This window comes from Myxococcus sp. AB036A (assembly GCF_006547355.1).
GTDB lineage: Bacteria > Myxococcota > Myxococcia > Myxococcales > Myxococcaceae > Myxococcus > Myxococcus virescens.
In genome coordinates this window covers 135,370-156,229 of sequence record NZ_VHLC01000003.1, presented here as the reverse complement: position 1 = coordinate 156,229, position 20,860 = coordinate 135,370, and the positions used below count along the sequence as shown (strand labels likewise).

The 20,860-nt window shown below is 68.3% G+C and carries 15 protein-coding genes; 4 read left to right on the top strand and 11 right to left on the bottom strand.

Features of this window, described 5'->3' with window-relative positions; all coding sequences use genetic code 11:
• Nucleotides 1–128: 128 nt before the first annotated feature.
• From FL344_RS02380 to FL344_RS02370, 3 genes are all read right to left on the bottom strand, one after another.
• The gene (locus FL344_RS02380; protein ID WP_141588708.1) at nt 129–332 is read right to left on the bottom strand and encodes a hypothetical protein; all 204 of its coding nucleotides are present in this window, start codon (nt 330–332) and stop codon (nt 129–131) included.
• A 373-nt stretch (nt 333–705) separates the two neighbouring features.
• The gene (locus tag FL344_RS02375) at nt 706–2,784 is read right to left on the bottom strand and encodes a sodium-translocating pyrophosphatase (protein WP_141588707.1); all 2,079 of its coding nucleotides are present in this window, start codon (nt 2,782–2,784) and stop codon (nt 706–708) included.
• A 536-nt stretch (nt 2,785–3,320) separates the two neighbouring features.
• Nucleotides 3,321–3,992, bottom strand: a complete 672-nt coding sequence (locus FL344_RS02370) for a TetR/AcrR family transcriptional regulator (protein ID WP_141617348.1) — start codon at nt 3,990–3,992, stop codon at nt 3,321–3,323.
• Nucleotides 3,993–4,091: 99 nt separating this feature from the next.
• On the opposite strand from FL344_RS02370, the gene FL344_RS02365 reads away from it, so the two are divergent.
• Nucleotides 4,092–5,465 (top strand): carotenoid oxygenase family protein, encoded by a 1,374-nt coding sequence (locus FL344_RS02365; protein ID WP_141617347.1) that lies wholly within the window; start codon nt 4,092–4,094, stop codon nt 5,463–5,465.
• Between the two features lie 202 nt (nt 5,466–5,667).
• Here the strand turns inward: FL344_RS02365 and FL344_RS02360 are convergent, their stop codons facing one another.
• From FL344_RS02360 to FL344_RS02340, 5 genes are all read right to left on the bottom strand, one after another.
• Entirely contained in the window at nt 5,668–6,429 is a 762-nt protein-coding gene (locus FL344_RS02360; RefSeq protein WP_228564709.1) for a hypothetical protein, read from the bottom strand.
• Between the two features lie 285 nt (nt 6,430–6,714).
• Nucleotides 6,715–8,256 (bottom strand): gliding motility protein, encoded by a 1,542-nt coding sequence (locus FL344_RS02355; protein WP_141617345.1) that lies wholly within the window; start codon nt 8,254–8,256, stop codon nt 6,715–6,717.
• A gap of 112 nt (nt 8,257–8,368) precedes the next feature.
• Nucleotides 8,369–9,334: an NAD-dependent epimerase/dehydratase family protein gene (locus FL344_RS02350; protein WP_228564708.1), complete on the bottom strand. Its 966-nt coding sequence runs from the start codon at nt 9,332–9,334 to the stop codon at nt 8,369–8,371.
• Nucleotides 9,331–11,937, bottom strand: a complete 2,607-nt coding sequence (locus FL344_RS02345) for an SDR family oxidoreductase (RefSeq protein WP_141617343.1) — start codon at nt 11,935–11,937, stop codon at nt 9,331–9,333. The genes FL344_RS02350 and FL344_RS02345 overlap by 4 nt, the downstream gene beginning before the upstream one ends.
• Nucleotides 11,937–13,832: an FAD-binding oxidoreductase gene (locus FL344_RS02340; RefSeq protein ID WP_141617342.1), complete on the bottom strand. Its 1,896-nt coding sequence runs from the start codon at nt 13,830–13,832 to the stop codon at nt 11,937–11,939. The genes FL344_RS02345 and FL344_RS02340 overlap by 1 nt, the downstream gene beginning before the upstream one ends.
• Nucleotides 13,833–14,004: 172 nt before the next feature.
• Between FL344_RS02340 and FL344_RS02335 the strand changes: the two genes are divergently transcribed.
• Nucleotides 14,005–14,499, top strand: coding sequence for a TetR/AcrR family transcriptional regulator (locus FL344_RS02335; RefSeq protein ID WP_228557646.1), 495 nt, complete (start codon nt 14,005–14,007; stop codon nt 14,497–14,499).
• 200 nt (nt 14,500–14,699) lie between these two features.
• Complete coding sequence (locus FL344_RS02330) at nt 14,700–15,722, top strand: deoxyhypusine synthase family protein (protein ID WP_141617341.1); 1,023 nt, start codon at nt 14,700–14,702, stop codon at nt 15,720–15,722.
• A 96-nt stretch (nt 15,723–15,818) separates the two neighbouring features.
• On the opposite strand, the gene FL344_RS02325 is transcribed toward FL344_RS02330, so the two are convergent.
• Both FL344_RS02325 and FL344_RS02320 read right to left on the bottom strand, forming a co-directional pair.
• A complete protein-coding gene (locus FL344_RS02325; RefSeq protein WP_228564707.1) occupies nt 15,819–17,030 on the bottom strand; it encodes a HAMP domain-containing sensor histidine kinase in 1,212 nt (403 codons plus the stop codon).
• Nucleotides 17,014–17,688 (bottom strand): response regulator transcription factor, encoded by a 675-nt coding sequence (locus FL344_RS02320; RefSeq protein WP_141617340.1) that lies wholly within the window; start codon nt 17,686–17,688, stop codon nt 17,014–17,016. Before FL344_RS02320 ends, FL344_RS02325 begins: the two co-directional genes overlap by 17 nt.
• A 112-nt stretch (nt 17,689–17,800) precedes the next feature.
• Here FL344_RS02320 and FL344_RS02315 point away from each other — a divergent pair, with 112 nt between their 5' ends.
• Nucleotides 17,801–18,598, top strand: a complete 798-nt coding sequence (locus tag FL344_RS02315) for an alpha/beta hydrolase (RefSeq protein ID WP_141617339.1) — start codon at nt 17,801–17,803, stop codon at nt 18,596–18,598.
• 7 nt (nt 18,599–18,605) lie between these two features.
• Here the strand turns inward: FL344_RS02315 and FL344_RS02310 are convergent, their stop codons facing one another.
• A complete protein-coding gene (locus FL344_RS02310) occupies nt 18,606–20,849 on the bottom strand; it encodes a DPP IV N-terminal domain-containing protein (protein ID WP_141617338.1) in 2,244 nt (747 codons plus the stop codon).
• Nucleotides 20,850–20,860: the final 11 nt, after the last annotated feature.

The following is a 20,860-nucleotide window of genomic DNA, read 5'->3' as shown; positions in this document are numbered from 1 at the left end:
ACGACGTCCGCCTTCGCGGTGCTCGAGGTCAGCGTGGCGACCGGTCCGTTGCCGGCGACATCGACCTGGAGCACCGCTGTCTCTCGCTCGGGGCCCGGCTGCATTCTCGAGCAGCAGGGAAGCGGCATTCAGTCAGGAGATGCCGCTTCCTGGGCTTGCATCAAGGCTTCCACCTGCCGCTGGATGCCCTGCAGGTGGTCGAGCCTGAGCTTCAGTGCTTCGCGCAGGTCGCGCTCGTCGGTGTGAAGGACCTCGTCATGCAACTCCGCGATGCTTTCAGACAGGCACGCGTGGAGGACGTGGATCTGCTGGTGGGAGAGCTCCAGGACCATGGGTCACCTCTCTGACAGCGGAACAACGGAGACACGCCTCTCTCTCCCCGGGGGCACGGGTGCGAACGCGCGCACGTCAGGCCGCTGCCGCCGCACCTGGGGCCGCGGTCGCGGTACACCATGAGTGTAGTGCGCGCCCGCCCGCTGGCCAGAGCGCTCCCGGGCAGGCAAGGGTGGGGGTGTCCGGTTCGCTCCCCCCGAGGTCCGGGCCGCAGCGAGGAGGCGCGGTGCCGGCGGGGTGGGGACACCAGGTGACCAGGCTTGCCCTGGCTTCCGTCCAGCGCTCCGGAGCACCGCGCGGCTGATGGGGCCGCGCGGTGCGAGCTGCCGGGGGGCGCGGCGCCTCGGCATCCGAGGCGCTGCACCGGTGTGACTACCGCAGCGCGATGAGCGAGGCCACGAGCAGGGACACGACGCTCATGACCTTGATGAGGATGGCCACGCCAGGACCGGAGGTGTCCTTGAACGGGTCACCGACCATGTCACCGACGACGGCGGCCTTGTGGACCGCAGAGCCCTTCGCGTGGCCCGGCAGCTTGCCCTTCTCGATGAACTTCTTGGCGTTGTCCCACGCGCCGCCCGCGTTGGCCATGTAGAGGGCCATCGTGGCGCCGACGACGAGCGAGCCGGCCAGCAGACCCGCTAGCGCACCAGGGCCCAGCAGGTAGCCCACCAGGGGCGGGGCGGCGACGGCGATGATGCCCGGGAAGATCATCTCGCGCAGGGCGCTCTTGGTGGCGATGTCGACGATCTTCTTGGGGTCCGGGTCCGCCTTGAGCTCCATCAGCCCCGGAATCTCGCGGAACTGACGGCCAATCTCCTCGACGATGGCACCGGCCGCGCGGCCCACGGCGAGCATCGTGGAGGCGCCCACCAGGAACGGGAGGATGGAGCCCAGCAGCAGGCCGACGATGACGTTCGGGTTGGTCAGCTGCAGGCTCATCTCCGGCAGGCCGGCGGCGATGCGCGTGTGGTTGACCTCGAGGTTGAAGGCGGAGAAGAGCGCGATGACGGTGAGCGTCGCCGAGCCGATGGCGAAGCCCTTGCCGATGGCCGCCGTGGTGTTGCCCACCGCGTCCAGCTCATCGGTGATGGCGCGGACCTCGGGGCCCAGGCCGGACATCTCGGAGATGCCACCGGCGTTGTCGGAGATGGGGCCGTAGGCATCCACGGTCATCACCACGGCGGTGCCGCCCAGCATGCCCACGGCCGCCAGCGCGATGCCGTACAGGCCAAGCGCCTGGTCGGCGATGTAGGCCACCACGGCGATGGTGGCCATCGGGATGCCCACGCTCTCCATGCCGACGGCGAGGCCGCGGATGAGGTTGGTGCCGGCGCCCGTGACGGAGGCCTCCGCGATGCGCTGCACCGGCGTGGACGACGTGTAGTAGTCCGTGACGAGGCCGATGATGGCGCCGCCGAAGGCGCCCGCAGCCAGCGCCACCGTGATGGCCTGGGACAGGCCGAACACCTGCATCATCACGAAGGACAGACCCACCAGGATGACCGGGGGCAGGATGAGGGCGCTGCGCAGCACCTGCGCGGGGTTCATGTGCTTGAGCGCGCGCGCGATGAAGATGCTCAGCAGGCTGACCACCAGGCCCACGGCGGACAGCACCAGCGGGATCACCACGCCCGCCACCTTCGCGCTCCCAATCGCGGAGGGGTCCACCACGAGGCGGGAGAGGTCCGCGGCGCTGGCGGTCAGCGCGATGGCCATGGCGGCGACAATCGCGGCCACCATGGACTCGTAGATGTCAGCGCCCATGCCGGCCACGTCACCCACGTTGTCGCCCACGTTGTCGGCGATGACGCCCGGGTTGCGCGGGTCGTCCTCGGGGATGTTCTCAATGACCTTGCCGGCGATGTCGGAGCCGACGTCAGCGGCCTTGGTGTAGATGCCGCCGCCCACGCGGGCGAAGAGCGCGATGGAGCTGGCGCCCACGGCGAAGGAGTGGAGGACGGGGGACAGTTGCGGATGCCCCTGGAAGGCGTAGTAGACGCCGCCCATGCCGAGGAGGCCCAGGCCGGCGACGGCGAGCCCCATGACCGCGCCACCGTCGAGCGCGACCAGCAGCGCGTTCGGCTTGGAGCCGGTGCGCGCGGCCTGCGCGGTGCGCACGTTCGCGAACGTCGCGGCCTTCATGCCGATGTAGCCGGCCAGCAGCGAGAGGAACGCGCCGAGCACGAAGCTCCCGCTGGCGAGCGGCCCCAGCGCCAGGCCGATGAGCACCGCGATGACCGCGCAGTACGCGGCGAGCACCTTGTACTCGCGGACGAGGAACGCCATCGCGCCGTCGCGGATGTAGCCCGCGATGCGGTTCATCGTCGCGTCACCCTCCGGGAGCGCCTTGACGCGGAAGTAGAAGACCGCAGCGAAGAGCAGCCCCACGGCGCCGACCACGCCCGGTGCGATTGCCCAGAAACTCGACTCGAGACTCGACAACTCCATCCAATCCTCCAGAGACGTCCCGGGAGCCTGACCTCGCCGACCGGGTCGCTCGTGTGCCGCGAAATTTGTACGGAGCGCGTATAGTTGATTTCAGCGCAATCTGGGAGTTTCCTAGGCGCGCCCCAGCAGGTTGGGAGTCCTACCAACGTTCTGGGCGGGTGCGTTACAGCCTCCAGCGCCGGGTCGGCGCTCATGCGGGGCGCCAGTCCGGACGACAGGCGGGGTGGGTGGCTGCATCACCATGGGCCCCAAGTGCCCGGACTCACTCGCGATTCTACGGAAGATACGAGCCAGTACGTATCCAAGACCCCGTCTCCAAGGGGGGCGCGGCCTTCTCCCTGGGGCACCGTGGGGGCCGTGCGCTCAGGGCGGCGGCGGGTGCTCTGGGCTTCCGTGGCAACGGAGCGCGGCATGAACGCACCGCACCCATCCAGTCCGCGTCGGTGCTGGTGGAAGACGGGCAGGACCTCGTCGCGTTCGCGGCGGATTCCGGACGGCCCCTTCAACCTTGTGCGTGGTGAATCACTGTTCGTACGTCATGAGGATGCCCCTGAACGGAGCGTCCGCGAAGTCTTGCCCTTGCGTGTCGTGGCCGGGACGTCCTCACCGGTGATGGCGCGGGCAAGCCGCTCCGCGTCGGATGTGGCGATTCCGAGTGAGTCGAACACGCCGCTGACGAACATGTTCGCCAACCCCTGCGCGAGCGCGCGACCTCGTAGTTGCTCCATCAATGGATGTGAGGTGGGGAGCGCGCTCCCAGACCGGACGAGTTTCGACAGCTCCGGCCAGAACGTGTCCATCGAGCCCTTGAGCGGCTCGGGGACTTCCTCGTCCGGATGCGGGCCCGCGTAGTCGATGTACGCCGGGTCCGTCGCGATGCGGTACAGGGCCGGGTTCTCCGCGGCCCACCGGACGTAGGCGACCCCTGAGCGCCGGAAGGCCTCGTGCGGGTCCGTCGTCCCTTCCGTCGCTGTGATAAGGGCCGCGTTGAGTCGTCGGTTTCCCTCCATCGCGAGCGCACGCAGCAGGGCCAGCCGGTCCGCGAAGTGCTTGTAGGGCGCGGCGGAGGACACCCCCACGCGGCGTCCGACCTCCGCCACGGTGAGCGCGTCGACGCCTTTCTCGCGGATGAGCTCGATGCTGGCTTCCAGCAGGGCGTGCTTGAGGTCCCCGTGGTGGTACGGGCGTGCTCGCGTCTTCGTGGCCATGCGTGGAGCCAGGGTAGATGGACGGGCCCTTGTTGCAAAGTAAGTAAGAGACACTTACTTTGCGCCTCGACGCAGATTTCATCGCTCCAGGAGCAGCGGATGCGCAGCGCGAATGCCGTGAGCCCATTGTTGCGGTCCCTCTCCCGTCCCCATGGCTTCGAGCCGCTGCGGGTCGAAGGCCGGCTCCCCGAGTCCCTCCGGGGGACATTGTTCCGCGCCGGACCGGGCCTCTTCGAGCGATTTGGCACGCGAATCGCGCATGCGTTCGAGGCGGATGGCGCCGTGACGGCGGTGCGCTTCGACGGCGGTGGCGCGCAGGGCGCGAGCCGCATCGTCGAGAGCGCCGGCTACCGTGCGGAGGAACGCGCGGGGCGGTTTCTCTACACGTCATCCGCGTCGTGGCTCGACCGGATGCGGTCGGCGAGAAAGGACGTGGCGAAGACCACGGGCAACACCTCGACGTTCCTGTGGAAGGACCGGCTCTTCGCGCTGATGGAGAACGGCCTGCTCCAGGAGATGGACCCCGCGACGTTGGAGACGCTCGACGCCACGGGACTGGGCGTGGTGACGGGGGCCTTCTCCGCACACCCTCATCGTGTCGCTTCGCTGCGGACGACGTTCAACTTCGGGGTCCGGTATGGCCGGAAGATGAACATCGACCTGTACGCGCTGCCGGACGACGGGGAGCCGTCGAAGCTCGGCACCGTGGAGGCGCCCTGGCAGAGCATGGTGCATGACTTCATGGCGACGGAGCGGCACCTCATCCTGTTCGTGGGGCCCGTGCAGTTGAATCTCCTGCGCGCCATGGTCGGCCTGGGAGATGTCACCCAGCTCTTTCGGTGGAGGCCTGAGCTGGGGGCGCGGCTCATCGTCGTCCCGCTCGATGCCATCCATTCACCCCGGACGTTCGAGCTCGCCCCCTTCTGGCTCTGGCATTTCTCGAACGCCTTCGAGGACGCGGACGGTCCATGTGTCGACTTCTGCCGCTACCCCGAGTTCTCGCTCGGGGAGATTGGAGAAATGGAATCGACCGGGCCCCTCCCGTTGCTGACGCGAGTGAAGCTCGACCTGAAGTCCGGCACGGCGCGTGAGACGAAGCTCTTCGACGTTCCCTGCGACTTTCCTCAGGTGCATCCGCGACTGCATGGCGCGCGGCACGGTACGGTGTTCGCGCAAACCGAGCGGAACGTCGCGGACCGGAACATCCTGGGGGTGACGCGCATCGACCTCGACCGGGGCGGGAGCTCCGAGTGGGGACTCCCGGCCGGACATGTGCCGAGTGAGCCCGTGCTCGTGCCGCGCGAGGCGTCGCAGGACGCCACCTTCGTGCTCGACCTCGTGTTCGACTCGACGACCGACCACTCCTACGTCGCGGTGCTCGACGGCGAGCATGTCGAAGACGGTCCGCTGGCGACCGTTCACTTCGACCAGGCCATTCCCGTGACGTTTCACGGCTGTTTCGCCGCGATGTGATGCCCTACAGCGCAGGGCGCGCCGCTGCCTGGTGGCGCGACGTCAGGGCCTGCTTCAGCCCGAGGGAGGGCTGTGCCCGGCCGCGCCCTGGACGAAGCGCTCATGGATGGCCTCCCGCTGGACAGCTTCGCGCGAGAGGCCCATCCATGGCCATCAATGAGCAACGGCGACTGCCTGCCGCATCAATCCGCGGCGTGGCGGACTACTCGGAGTACTCGTAGCTGTCGACGAGCTGCCAGTTGCGGTTGTAGACGTAGCGCCGGGTGAACCAGCCGCTGTGGCAGCTGCCCGTGTTGCTGGCCGTGTAGCCATAGACGAAGCCGTTGTGGATGCGGGCCTCGAGGGTCGGGTAGCCGGGGTTCTCACAGGGCTGGGTGACCCGGACGGCCTGGTAGGCGGCCTCGGCGTAGACCTGCTCCTGGCCCTCGAAGTCGTAGCGGGAGTGGACGCGCTCCGCGGTGAACGTGGCGAGCTGGCTGGCCTGCTGGGCGTAGGTCTGCGTGAGGAAGGACTGCAGGTGGGCCAGGGTGGTGGCCTCGGAGGTGAGCGTGCCGGTGAGGCGGTGCACGGCGCCATCCGTGTCGGAGAGCGCCGCGCGGATGGAGGCGATGCCGGCCGGGCCCTGGTAGACGGTGGTGTCGCCCCAGGTGAAGCTGAGGGCGCCGCCAGCGCTGTAGGCATTGAGCGCGCAAGCGCCGTTGGCACCGGCCGTCTCGACGACGATGATCTTGCGGAGGCGGTGCTCGGGGTTCACGAGCGCGATGCACTCGTCGCCAGCGACACCGTCGTAGTTGGCGGCCGGGAGCACCGCCTCGACGACGTTGTGGACGCGGAACAAGGGGTCCGTGGCCTGCTGCTCGATGGACTGAACCGCATCCGTATCAGTGTCCGTCTCGGGACCGAGACAGCCAGCGGTGAGGGAAGAAGCGACGAGGAGGGACGCGAAGCTGAGGGAAGTGCGCATGGCGGCGGAAGATAGCACGCCAGATTTGCCCGTTTTAAACGGTAATAAGTGTTCCGATACGGAATGGACAGATGTCCTGTTGGAGCACGGGAGCGGACGCTACATGCCTCTGGGCATGTGAAAAAATTCAATGACTGCGTCCGGTTGTCCCTGGGGATTGATACAAATTTGTTACGCAAAACAACCGGATGGCTCGATGAGGGCATTCGTGGCCACCATCAATCGGATGGCCAACGTCGTCGCCGATGCATGCAGGGCTTCGTGAATTCACCGAGGTGAATCACCCTAGAAGTCTCGAATCGAGTCCATCACCGACACCAGGGCCTCTCGATTGAGCGGCTCGGCGGGAGTCCCTTCCGTGGACCGGAGCTTTTCATCCACCGCGTCGAAGATGCCCATCAGCGCGAGATAAATCTGCTCACGCTCCTCGGTGAAGATGAAGGTGTTGCGGGCATCCAGCTTGTTGAAGCCCTCGGTGTAGGCCGTGACGATGGGGGTGAGCGCGGACACGAGGGCGGCGGGGGCGCGGTCCCCTTCGGAGACGGCCTTGAGCGCGGCCGACCGTGCCTGGCGGTACAGCGCCGCGGCCTTCTTCGCCTGGGCTGGACTGATGTTGTCGGCCCCGTCCCAGACGCGAAAGGGGTTGTCCAGGTTCTCCGCCAGCCAGTCGGCCTTGCGCGGCTGTCGCACCGACAGGTCCAGGCCCTCGCGCGCAGCGGCCTTGTAGGCTTTCTTCACCTGGGCGGCGACGTCCGCGGGAATGCTCGTCAACCAGAGCATGCCCAGGTGGGGGAGCTGCTCCGGGCCGGGGAACTCGTCGGGTGACATCCCGAACATGTCGCTCAATGTCAGCATGGCCAGGGCCGGGAGCTTCGCCAGCTCTGCGGTGTTTCTCAGGTAGCCCGGGGCTCCCCAGATGCGCAGCTCCGTCAGGTTCGGAAAGCGCCGCACGATGCGCGACGCATCCACGTCGCGCGCGGCCCGCAGATGAAGGCTGTCCAGTGTGTCCAGACCGGACCAGGGCATGTCCGGAGCGCCCAGGGACAAGGTCAGCCAGCGCCCATCCGCCTCGCCGTGAATCTTCAGCGCCGGGTCAGGCTGGCCGACCAGGGACAGGTCCTCGAGGCCGTCGTTCAGATAGAGCTCGTGGACGCCCGTCACGTCGAGCGTGAGCCGGGACAGTTGGGCTCCCCGCAGGTCGACTCGGCGCTCACCATGCTTGAGCACCGCTGATTCATAGACAAAGGGGCGGCGCCGGATGAAGTCGAACAGGCCAGGGATGGGGGCGTCCGCATTGACAGACGTCAGAATCGGCAGCACCTCGAACACCGTCAAGTCAGGCGCGGCGGCGAGGCGAGCCGTATCCAGCCGCTGCGTCGAGCGGCGTACCTCCATGTCGCCGACCGTGAACAGCACCTGCTCGTCGGGTGCTGCGACCATCTGCTTGAAGGCGTCGCGTTGCGCCTGGGGGATGGCCTCCCAGCGGCGCTGACTGTAGAGGGCGCTGCCGGAGGGCCAACCGCTGTAGCTGTTGACGTCCTCGACGACGAGGGGCGGCCGGTGGCCCACCCGGGTGAAGCCGCGAGGAACCTCGGCGGACGCCCAGACGTGGATGCAGTGGTCCTTCCAGAAGAAGAAGTTGAAGTGGGCGGGAGCCATGGCCGCCACCGCGGCGGCGTCGGGCAGGGAGGGGCCTACCCAATCCAACGCCAGCACACAGGCCAGCTCGTTCTTCCCCTCGACCTTCAGGGCGGTCACCTGGACCGCCGTGTAGGCGTCAAGCCGAGGGGTGTGGACGACGAAGATGTCTCCTGGCGTGGGCTTCATGGTGACTGGGTCCGTAAGAGGGTTGGTTCGGACCCAGTCTAGGCCATGTGCCGCATCGCTCCCTCGTTGTTTGAGGGGGAGGGGCGGCGACGGAGCGCTGCCCCTCCAGACTTCAGCCCGCCAGGGGCGTCTGCCGCGCCTGCGCCTCGCGCAGCCACGCCACCGTGTCGCTCAGGGTCTGCCGGTGGCTCCGCGGCCGGTAGTCGAGCTCCTCGTGGCTCCACAGCGTCTTGAACCCCCAGTGGCACGTCGACATCTCGAGCACCACGGGGTCCGGCAGCTTCTTGAGCGGCACGTGGGAGCCGAGCTTCGCGAGCCCGTCGACGACGAGCGTCGGCACGCCGGGACGGTTCACCCGGATGCCGGCGACCTCGCCCACGCGCTCGAAGAAGGTGCGCAGGGGCAGGGCGGTGCCAGGCAGGTGGTACGTGTCCCGCCAGTCGGCCTTCTTCGCCAGCACCGCGAGCGCATGCGCCACGTCCCGCACGTCGGTGAAGGCGATTCCACCCGTGGGGATGAAGGGGAGGCGCCCGTTCAGCACGCGGGCCACGTTGGTCGTCGAGCGGCCCAGGGTGTCCCCGGGGCCGAGGAGCACCGGAGGCCGCACCACCGTCATCTCCACGCCGAGCTGCTTCGCCAGCTTCCGCGACTGTTGCTCGGCGAGAATCTTCGACAGGTAGTAGGGCCACCGGCCCACGAGCGCCTCGGCGTAGAGGGAGTGCTCGTCCGCCTCGATGGTCGGATGGGAGAAGCAGCCCACCGTGCCTGACGTCGACACCAGCACCAGCCGGGCGTCGAGCGCCTTCGCGGCGCGCACCATGGCCAGCGAGCTGTCGATGTTGAAGCGCACCATCTCGTCGGCGTGCTGCCGGCTGTGGTGGACCATTCCCGCGGAGTGAATCAGCACCTTCACGCCCTGGGCCTGGGACAGCCACGCGTCAGGGTCGAGCGGAGTGCCCGACACCTGGGCCACCGGGCCCGGCAGCGGCGAGCGAACCAGCGCCACGGCGTCGTCGCCCAGCGTCTCCAGCAGGTTGCGTCCGAGGAACCCGCTGGCTCCCGTCACGAGTGTCTTCACGGCTGCACCCCGCGCCAGGCGCATGCCTCATGGAACTGGGACAGCTCCGCCGCGTTCGGTCCCCACTCGAAGTTGTCACCCGCGGGCTTCACGATGTCGCGCGAGACCAGCGCCTGCACCACGCCGTCGAGGTGCGGCCGGTGTGTCACCGCCACGGCCTTCAGCTCGTCGGGCGCGCGCACCTTCGTCGCTTCCTGGTAGTCGCGCACGACAGGCTCGAAGAGCGCCTTCACCACGGCGTCGACGCGCGCGTCGCTCAGCTCGGCCAGCGGCGTGGCGCACCAACGGTAGCGCGACAGGTGGTCCTCCAGCGCGGGGTTGCCGGGCTGCCGGGCCAGCACGTCGCCGGCGAACCAGTGCTGCCACTGGTTCCGGAGCGAGTGTGCCAGCGCGGGAGACAGGGGGCTGGGGACGGGCAGGTCGCTGTCGAGCACGCGGCCTCCGCGGCGCTCGATGGCCTCGCGCAGCCACGCTTCATCCACGCCCGGAATCGGGTTCTCTGCGAGGAACGTGCGCAGATGGAAGCTGCTCACCGTGGTGTGGCGTTGCAGCTCCGCCATGAGCGCATGGCTCAGCGCGCGGACGTCGGTGTCCGGGTTGAGCGCCAGCGGCGCGCCACACGACAGATGCACACGGCCCAGCTGCACCTGGCCACGCGTCAGCTTCGTGAGCCACGACAGCACGCCGGTGAGCGTCATCTTCGGGCGCGGCTTGCCGGACAGCTCCTCCGACAGGGACGCCTCCTCCGGAAGCCGGTCGTAGGAGATGGCGACGGGCAACACGACGAACTGGCGCTTCGTATTCTGCAGCGCGCGCAACATCCCGCGCTTGGGCGGCAGCATCAGCCGCGCGCGGCTGCGCTGGCCCTCGACGAAGAACATGAGCGAAGCGTTCTTCTCGGTGAGCCGGCGCAGCTCCTCGCCCAGCTCCGGCACCTCGCGGCCCACGCCGCGCTTGATGAAGAAGGCCTGCGAGTCCTTGAGAATCGGGCCCACCACCGGGATGCGGCCGAACTCCTCCGCGGCGGCGATGTGTGGCATCGAGATGCCCAGCTCCGGGTGCTGGAAGCACAGGTAGCTGGTCAGCAGGAAGTCGAAGTAGCTGCGGTGGGTGGGCGCCAGCACCACCAGCGTTCCGGGAGGCACCTGCGCCATCGCGCGCTCGAACGACGGCCGGTCGAACGTCACGTCGCTGGTGCAGTGGCGGAACGTCTTGCGCAGCGCATAGCCAAACACCTTGTGCGTGGTGTTGCCCACGCCGCGCTCCTGGACCCACGCCCGGTCGCCGCGCGCGTCGTCGTGCTTCGGCCCGGCGAAGGACACCTGGCTCTCATCGCGCGACAGCAGGTGGCGGTACATGCCCTCATTCACCACGCGCACGTACTCGAAGGGATCGAAGCCGGGGACCTCCAGCGGCGCGCTGCGCACGAAGTCGAAGGTGTGGTGCGTGAAGTAAGCGAAGCCCTCGTTGAGGTACTGCACCTTCTCGTCGGCGCGCACCAGCCGGCGGTGGGCCTTGGCCTGGCCGAAGAGCGCGAGCGCCGCCTTCTGCAATTGCACCGGCAGCTCCCGGCGCATCAAGTCGACCGCGTCGAAGCCGTGGTCCTTGCGGCCGACGAACATGTCGGGCGCCTTCACCACGCCGGGGCGGTGCTTGAACCACTCGATGGTCGACGCCGCGGCCATGTCGATGCGCAGCGCGCGCTGCACACCCATGGTGGCGTGAACGATGGGAACGGCCTGGCCGGGCTTCGGCATGGGACCGAACACCGAACGCACGACTTCGCTGGCGACCACGTCCACCGGCACCACGTCCAGGCGCACCGACGGGTCGGCGTTGAAGGCGCGCACCACGCCCAGGCCGCTGTACAGCAGGCAGCCCGCGAGCGCCGCCGGGCTGTCGAGCCAGGCCGGGAAGGGCGTGCGGTGGGCCGCCGAGACGATGCTGGGGCGCACGATGACGACGGGCACGTGGCCGCGGCGCTCACAGATGAGGTGCTCGGCGACGCTCTTGGTGAGCGTGTACGTGTTGGGGTGGCCGGTGAGCTCCAGCCACTCGCGGCCGTCGCCCTGCGCCACCTGGAAGGCCTCGTAGAGCTCCGCGGCGGGCTTCGGCAGGTGCGCCAGCTTCTCTTCGATGGGGCCGGGCCGCCACACGCTGACGTAGGCCGTCGACACGTCGACCATGCCCACCACCTTGGGGCACGTGCGCGCGAGCTCCAGCACCGACAGCGCGCTCCGGATGTTGGCCGAGGTCGCCTGCGCCAGCGGCAGGTCGAACTCCACGCTGGCGGCGCAGTGCACGACGTGCGTGACGTGCTGGCGCACGGCATCGGCGTCGGCGGGAGACAGGCCGCAAGCGGGCTGCTCGAGGTCGCCGCTCACCACCGCGACGCGCTCCGTCCAGCCGGGCTGGAGGCGCGAGAAGCACTCGGCCTGCGCCACCTTCGCGAAGCGCTCCGCCGCCGAATGCACGCGGCCCTGGCGGTCCTTCGACTCGCGCACCAGCACCGTGACGCGCTCGACGCCTTGCGCGAGCAGCGCCTCCAGCACCACCTTGCCAACGAAACCCGTGACGCCGGTGAGAAATACGTGGCGGGACATCAGTGCGCCTCCTCATCCGGGGTCAGGGCCACCGGGCCGTTGATTCCGCAGTTCGACGCGCCGAAGACGTTGTCGGGGTCGATGGCGGCCTTGACCTTGCGGTTGAGGGCCAACGCGGCCTCCGAGTACACCTCGGGCAGGAAGTCGCGGCGAATCTTCCCGACGCCGTGGTGATGCGACAGCGAGCCGCCAGCGGCCAGGATCTCCTCACGCGCCGCGTGCTCGAGCGCCGCGTAGGCGCCCACCGGGTCGCTGACGCCGCGCGCGTAGAAGCCCAGGTAGAAATAGATGACCACGCCCGTCTGGTAGACTTGCGTGAAGCGGCCGGTGAAGAAGACCTTGCCCGGAAGGCCCAGCGCGGCGTGCTCCTTCTCGACGCGGCGCTGCACGCGCTCGTAGAGGTCCATGGCACGGCTCCACGGCACGCTCGTCTCGAAGCTCTCGGCGATGGCCCAGTGCTCGAAGGTGAGGTCCCGGATGTACGCGATGCCGAAGGTCAACTGGTAGCCGCGCTCACCGTTGGCGCCACCGCCCTTCATGCCGCCGTGCTCCGAGGCGATGCGGTACACCGTCTTCTCCTGGAAGGCGACCTCCTCGCGCGAGCCCTCGAAGACGAGGGTGGCCACGGCGAGCTTGTACGGGTCGAAGCCCTTGATCTTCGTCACCACGGCCTTCTCGACCTCGCTCTTCACCTTCGCGGCCAGCCCGTGCTTGGCTGGCTTGAGCGCCTGGCCGAAGTGGAACTGGGTGTTGTCCATCACCCGCACGCTGGCCGGCACCGCTCCCGACTGCTGGAGCGCGTAGAGGAACGAGAGGCCCGTTTCGAGGTCAGCGAAGATGACCGAGCCGTAGCGCTGCACTTCGGGAAGGGGGAACAGCTTCACCACCGCCGTGGTGACGATGCCGAAGTTGCCCTCGCTGCCGAACATGTACTGGCGCGGGTTGACGCCCACGCTCTCTCGGGGCGCCTGGCGCGGGCGCTCCACGATGCCCTGGGGCGTGACGACCTGCATGTCGAGCACCAGGTCCTCGATGTTGCCGTAGCGGTTCTTCTTCATGCCGCTGGCGTTCGTGGCAATCCACCCGCCGAGCGTGGAGAACTCGAGGCTGTCCGGCTCATGGCCCATGGTGAAGCCGAACTTCGCGAGCTCCTCCATCAGGTGACGGCCCGTGGCGCCCGCCTCGATGCAGGCCATGCGGTTGACGGGGTCCACCCACAGAATCCGGTTCATCTGCCGCATGTCGACGGCGATGACCAGGCGCTCCTCGGAGAGTGGGATGCGCAGCGCCTCCGTCACATTGGTGCCGCCGCCGAAGGGGATGACACAGGCGCCGTGCTGGGTGGCGACCTCCACCAGCCGTACCACCTCATCGTGGCCGCGCGGGAAGACGACGAGGTCGGGCACCCGGTCCAGCTTCCCGTAGCGGATGGCCCAGATTTCACCGCCGGTGTGGCCATGGCCACGGCGCAGGCGCTGCTTGGGGGCGTCGGTGAGCTGCTCTTCCTTCAGGAACTCGCGCAGCGCCGCTACAAGCTTGTCGTTCTTCTTCGCCGCGGGAATCTCGGGCGGGTAGTGCGGCTCGTTGCGATTGTCGTACCCCAGCGGCGAGGCCAGCTTGCCGGCGAACCACGGCATCAAGTCTGGCAGCGCGACATTGCTGATGTTGTAGCGGGTGCCCGTGAGGACGGTGCTCCCGTCGGGCTTCACCACGAAACGCGTGTCGGCGAAGCCCCAGCCTTCGAGTGATTCTTCGTCCTTCGACGCGGCAGGCGTCGGCGGCGTGAAGCGCGTGTCTCCGGAGGAAGGCGTGGGTGACGTGCTGCCGAAGCGCTCGCTCACCTCATTCAGCGCCACATTCCCAAGACGGCGCAGCAAACCTGATTGTTTAGCCATGGTCACTCGCAGTCGTACACAGGGCCCTCTTCCCCGTCAACGCGCGCGGGTTACGCAGGTGCGCACTGCGTTACGCGATTTCGGAACCGCCGGTCTCGTAAGTGGGTTGTTTCCGAGACCCGAAGTCTCGTAAAGGCGAGTCATGCGGACGGGACGACCCAGGGACGAGAAAGTGCGCCTGGCCATTCTCACGGCGGCGCAGGAGCTGGTGCTGGAGAAGGGCTATGCGGCGGTGACGACCGCTGACGTGGCGGAGCGCGCGGGGGCTGGGAAGCAGACCATCTATCGTTGGTGGCCCGGCAAGGGGGCGCTGGTGCTCGACGCGTTCTCCGAGTGGGTGAGTCAGGCGCCTCGCATGAGCCGGCGCAAGCCTTCCCTGTCTTCGACGCTGGTGGAGTTCTGCCGGGGGGCCGCGGAGGCGGCGCCCGTGCTGCGAGCGCTGATGGCGGAGGCGCAATTCGACGAGGACCTCCACCGGCGGCTCATCGCCCAACTGGTGCGCCCGCGGGGTGACGAACTCCGGGCGTGCCTCGCCGACCGCCGGCCCGCCGACCGGGAGCTCGTGGTCAACGTGCTCTCCGGCCTGGTATGGCAGCGCCTCATGCTCAATGAGCCACTGGACGCACGCTTCGTGCGCTTCGCGCTGCGGGTGGTTCAGCGCATCTGAGGTGGGCGGCTCGGTTGGGAGCCAACCGGGGAGCCGTGGAACGCGGTGGCGGGTCGCGGTCCTCCTGTGCTAGCTAGCCCGGAGCCACTTGACGCTCCGATGGCGGCCGCGACATCTCGTTGCGACCGTAGGGTGTCCTCGAGTGGCTCTGTCAGGCGTGTGCCTCTCGAGCATTCACCACGTTGTTGCTGGAGGCTCACATGTCTTCGTCCGAACTTCCCGTTCTCAAGTTCATCCTCACGAACTACAAGAACTTCAACGCGCGCGCGACGCGCGATGCGCTCCTGTCCTACTGGGAGCATGTGTCGAACGGTGGCCGGATGTTCTGGAGCGTCGCGGGCGCGATGTCGTCGGCGCAGCTCGGCATCACGCTCGCGCCGGCCATCCGGGCGGGGCTGATTCACGGTCTGTCGGTGACGGGCGCCAACATCGAGGAGTCGCTCTTCCGGCTCGTCGCGCATTCGGGGTACAAGGACTTCCCCGAGTACCGCTACTTCACCAAGCAGGACGACACGCGAATCCTCGAGCAGCGGATGCGCCGGGTCACCGATACGAGCATCCCCGAGGACGAGGCGTTCCGCGCGGTGGAGAAGATTGCCGTTCCGATGTGGAAGGGCGCGACCGAGAAGGGCGAGCGCCGCTTCTGGCACGAGTACTTCTACGCGTTCATCCAGGCGCTCGACCCCTCCGCGTATGAGGGTGACCCGGAGGCCTGCTGGCTGCTCGAGGCGGCGCGGCTCCGTCTGCCCATCGTCGTCCCTGGCTATGAGGACTCGACGTTCGGCAACATCTTCGCGTCCTACGTGAAGGCGGGCGACTTCAACGCGAGCATCGTCAAGTCTGGCATTGAGTACATGGCCGACTTCTACGACCGCTACGAGGAGATGTCCGAGGGCCGGGGTGTCGGCTTCTTCCAGATTGGCGGCGGTATCGCCGGTGACTTCCCCATCTGCGTCGTTCCGTCGATCAAGTACGACCTGCAGAAGCCGGTGAAGCCCTGGGCCTACTTCTGCCAGATCAGCGACTCGACGACGTCCTACGGTTCGTACTCGGGCGCGACGCCCAACGAGAAGATCACCTGGGACAAGCTGACCGAGACGACGCCGATGTTCGTCATCGAGTCGGATGCCACCATTGTCGCGCCGCTGATTCTCAGCGCCCTGCTCGAGTGCAAGAGCAACCCGGAAGCGGCGAACGCGCTCATCGCGAAGCACCAGGGCTAGTCGTCGCAGCAGGCGGGGCGGCTCGCGCCGCTCCGCTCGTGGGAATGGCGTGACGCTGCCACGACGCACGGGATGCCGTGCGTCGCGGTCCTCCAGTCAGCCGGGCTCGACGGATGGCCAGGTGAGCCGCACCCTCGTCCCATGTGGCTCCACGGCGCTGAAGGTCACGTCGCAGTTGAACCGGCGCGCCAGCCGCTCCACGAGCGACAGGCCGATACCGAAGCCCGTGTGTCCGGGCTCGACCTGGCCGAAGCCCACACCTGTGTCGGAGATGCTCCAGCCCTCTGGCGCGATGTGGAGGACGATGCGCCCCTGGGGCGTATAGGCGAGCGCGTTCTTGATGAGGTTGCCCAACATCACTCGCGCCACGGACCCCGGAAGTGGCGCGAGGACCTCCTCTTTCGCCTCGATGACGAGCGCCACGTCGCCGTGAGGGCGGTGTTTGCCGTACAGCGCGACCATTTCGCGGGAGATGCTCACCAGTCCGCACGATTCGTCGGAGCGGCCTGACCGGGCCAGCCAGAGGATGCCCTCCGTCAGCAGGCCCATGTGGTGAATGGCCTGCCGCAGACGGGCGAAGGTCTCCGTGTCCGCGGGTGGGTCCAACTCCAGTATCTCCACCGCGCCCAGCGCCACGGCGAGAGGCGTACGCAGCTCATGGCTCGCGTCCCGGTTGAAGGCGCGCTCCCGCTCCAGCAGCTCCTGGATTCGGGCATCCCGGATACGCAGGGCTTCGGCCAGGGCCCGCACCTCGGTGACCCCGATGTCCTCTTCCCGCGCCGGAGTATCCGACTGGACGCGTGCCACGAGCTGTTCCAGCGGACGGCTGAGCCTCCGTGCGACGACCAGGGAGAGCCCGGCGGCGCCCAGCAGGGCCAGCAGCGCACTTGCCAGCAGCAGTCCGGACGTCTGGCGCAGGTGGCGGGTGGTGCTCGTCAGCGCCGTCGTGTCCAAGACCACGTAGCGCGTCGTGCCAGCGGACGCGTCCGGTCGCACCGCGACATGGAAGTGCCCACGGCCCTGGGCAAAGACCTCGTATTCGCCGCGAGGTGTGTCCAGGGGGAGCGCGTCTCCGAGCCAGGACGGAAGGCCTTTGGGGCCGACATAGGCCGTCATTCCAAGTGGGATGGCCTCCGTGTCATCCCTGCGTCCGTCCGCCGCGGTGGCGACGAACCGAGCGAAGATGGCGTCTTCCAGGTCGTAGCTGAAGAGCGTGAAGAACGTCCCCATCAGGACGAGCGCGAGCGCCGCGGACATGCCCATGGCGCCCAGGAGGAGACCTCGGACCGACCTAGTCCTCGCGCGCATCCAGGCGGTATCCCTTGTTGCGGAGGGTGGTGATGCAATCGCTCATCCCCAGCTCGGCGAGTGCTCCGCGCAGGGCATAGACGTGGGTGCGCAAGGCACTGGATTCCGGCGCATCGTCCCCCCAGAGGTGGTGGGCCAGCGTGGCTGTCGAGACGGGCTCGGGCGCGGCCTCCATCAGCAGCCTCAGGAGGAGTGTCTCGGTCTTGTTGAGGTGGACGGTGCGCGCGCCTCGCCGGGCCTGGCCCGTGTCTGGCTCCAGCGTCAGGGGCCCCACCGTCAGCCGTCGTCCGCTCGGAGGCACGGGCCGCCGCGCCAGGGCTTCGAGCCGCAGCCGCAGCTCCCTCAAGGAGAACGGCTTGACGAGGTAGTCATCCGCGCCCGCGCGGAAGCCTTCTTCCTTGTCATCGAGCGTGTCCCGCGCGGTCAGCATGAGGATGGGCACCAGCCGGGGCGCGAGCTGCCGGTAGCGTTGACACAGCTCGATGCCACTCATTCCCGGCAGCATCAGGTCCAGGACGATGACGTCGTATTCCTGGCCCAGCGCGAGTGTGAGGCCCTGGGGCCCGGTGGCGGCGAAGTCGAGCTGGAAGTCCTTCCCCAGAAACCTCTCGATGTTGGCCTGGAGGTCCAGGTTGTCTTCGACGACGAGCACTCGCATGGGTGGGCAGGTTATCAGCCGCCACGTCAACCGGAGGTCAACCGGGTGTTGACGCGGGGCTGACGCGGAGGGCGGCAAGGTGACCGGGCTTCTTACCTCTGGGAGAGCCGAGATGACCCGCTTGCTGTCGCTGTGCCTGCTGCTTCTATCCGCTTCTGTGGCCCGTGCCGCCGCCCTGGAAACGTCGTTGGACGTTCGCGGCGCGGATGGAGAACGCATCCCCACGCGGGTGCTGGAACCGGAGGGAGCCGCCGCGAATCCACCCATCGCTGTCCTCCTGCACGGCCTTACGCGCCGCAAGGAGGACTGGCTGTCGAACGAAGGGCCAACCCACGGCGGTGTGCTGAAGGACGAACTGCTGCGGTCCGGCTACCGCGTCTATCTCCTCGATGCACGCCGGCACGGAGAGCGGGCGACGCCCGAGGCGAAGCCGGGAGCGCTCGCCAAGCGGGCGCATCAAGGGGACCCCTCGGGGTACGTGGCGATGATTGCCGACACCGTCCGCGATGCCCACGCGCTGCTGACCACCGTGCTCGCGAAAGGCCAGCCGCCTCGGGTGCTCGTCGCCGGGTACAGCATGGGCGCCCAGGTGGGAATCCTGCTGGCGGCGCGTGAGCCTCGCATCACCCACCTGGTGACGATGGTTCCTCCCCACATCGACCCGTCGATGGAGGAGGTTGCCCCCTCGCGCCACATGGCGAGCGTTCACCAGGAATGGCTGCTGTTGACGGCGAACAAGGATGACTTCGCGCCTGTCGCGGACAGCCGCGCCCTGTTCGATGCCGCTCCGGCTCGTCGCAAGACCCACAAGACCTTCGACAGCGGGCATGTCCTCCCACGGGAGTACCTGGAGGAGGTGCGCCGCTGGCTCCATGCGGACCGCCGAGCGCCTGGCCGCAAGGGCCCATGAGGAGCCCTTACCGTGGACCGCCCAGGGTCCGGAGGAAGAACAGGCCCACATCGTCCCGGTAGTAGCGGCTGGCGGCCCCCCGAGGCGAGTGCGGCTGGCCGGGCATGATGAGCAATTCGAAGCGCTTGCCCGCGCGGATGAGCGCTTCCGCCATCCGCATCGTCACGGAGAGCGTGGCATTCACGTCGCTCGTGCCGTGCATCAGCTTCAGGTGGCCCTTCAGCCTGTCTGCAATCGCGAGGTTGTCGCCCGCCGCGTACCCCTGGGGATTGACGCTGGGGAGGTTGAGATAGGGCTCGTTGATGATGGCCTCTTCCTCCAGCGCTCCAGGGGCTCCGGCGTAGCCCGCCTTGAAGAAGTCCGGCGCCGTCAGCATGCCGCGCAGCGTGAAATAGCCGCCCCACGAACCGCCGTGGATGCCGACCCGCTCCAGGTCCATCCATGGGCGCGTGGACGCAGCCTGCTTCAGCCCCGCGACGTAGTCGGGAATCTCCGTCTGGCCCACGCGGCCGTAGTTCGCGTCCTGGAAGGACTTGCTCCGTCCGGGGCCACCCCGGGGGTCCAGCAACACCACGATGAAGCCCAGCTGCGCCAGGCCGCTGGCGGTCAGCGAATCCGAAGTCCCCAGGAAGGTCCAGGGGACAACGGTGGTGAACGGACCCGCGTAGATGGAGGCGAGCACGGGGTAGCGCTTCGAGGAGTCGAAGTCGCGTGGCTTGTAGAGCACGCCGTGCAGGGGCGTGACGCCGTCGGCCGCCTTGACGAGCAGCGACTCCGGCCGCGTGTCGCCGAGCGACTCGAACTCACTCGCGTCCGACGTGGTGAGCCGCACGCGCTTGCCACCCTCCACGGACACCAGCTCCCTCAGCCGGGGCTGTGTCCGCGAGGACCATGTGTCCACGTAGTACTGGCCCGAGGGGGACAGCGTGATGCGGTGCATCCCCGAGCCCGAGGACAGCCGCTTCAACGCGCCTCCCTTCAGGCTCCCCCGGTAGAAGAGGTGCTCGTATGGCGCGCCGCTGTCGGCGGAGGCCAGCACGTAGAGGGCATCTCCCGTGGGGGCGACTCCCACCACTTCGTGCACGGGAAAGGCGCCTCGCGTGAGCTGCCGCACGCGCTTCCCCGAGCGGTCATACGCATACACGTGGCGCCAGCCATCCCGCTCGGACATCCAGAGGTAGCCGCGTCCTCCTGGCAGCGCCGTCACCTGCTTCGCCCAGCCGCCCACCGCGAAGTCCAGGCCGGTGACAAAGGTCTCCGGGCGCTCCTCGCGCAGCACGTGCCGACGCTGGCCCGACGCGGGTTCCACGACGGTCAGGTCCAGCCGCTTGGCGTCACGCGAGAGGTGGAGACACAGCGCCTCGGTGCCCTCGGGATTCCAGCCGGCGAACCAGTCATACGTCTCGCCCTCGACGGGCGGAATGCGCGTCACGCGGCCCGTCGCCACTTCCACGACATGGAGCTCCGCGCGCGGCAATGGCGTCCCGGACTTCGCGTAGGGCACCGTCGTCACCTTCTCCAGCGCGGAGGAGTAGTCCACGACGGGCACCTGGTGAACGGCGCGGAGGTCATCCCGCCACACCACCAGGAAGCGGCCATCCGGTGACCAGGGACGCTCCGGAATCCGCCAGTCGAGGTTCGTTTCCCCCGTGCGCTCGACCACGGTGGCGCCTTCCGCGTTCAGCACCGCGAAGCCGCCCTGGCGTTGCACGGCGAGCGCCCCGCCTTTCGGCGCGAGGAAGTGCTGGGGCGACAGCGTCAGCGCGGCCCGGTCCTCCGGCGACAGCAAGGTGACGTGGCCACCTGACAGGCCCAGGCCAAAGGTCTTCCCCTCCAGGCGGAACACGATGCCCTGCTCATCCGGAGCGAGCGCGACGTCGAAGAAGCGGGGCGCGGTGATGGGCTTGCCCAGCAGCGTCGAGAGCTGCTGCCTCAGTTGCTCACCGGAAAGGAGTGGCTTCAGCTCCCCGGTCTTGGCGTGCGCCAGCACCCACTTCCCGCCGTCCTTGCCCTCACGGGACCAGAAGACCAACCGGTCGCCCTCACGCAGCCACCTGGGGGGAACCAGGCTGTCCCGCAGGAGTTCCGCCCGGCGGACGAACCGGTCCGCCAGGTCCAGCTTCGCCTGGACCTGCGCATCCGGCGTGGCTCCGGAGGGGGCGAGGGGGAGGGGAGCGTCATCCAGCGCCAGGACGGGGGCTCCCGTCAGCGCCGTGAGCATCAGGCCGAGGGGAACGAAGGGGAATCGCATGCGCCGATGGT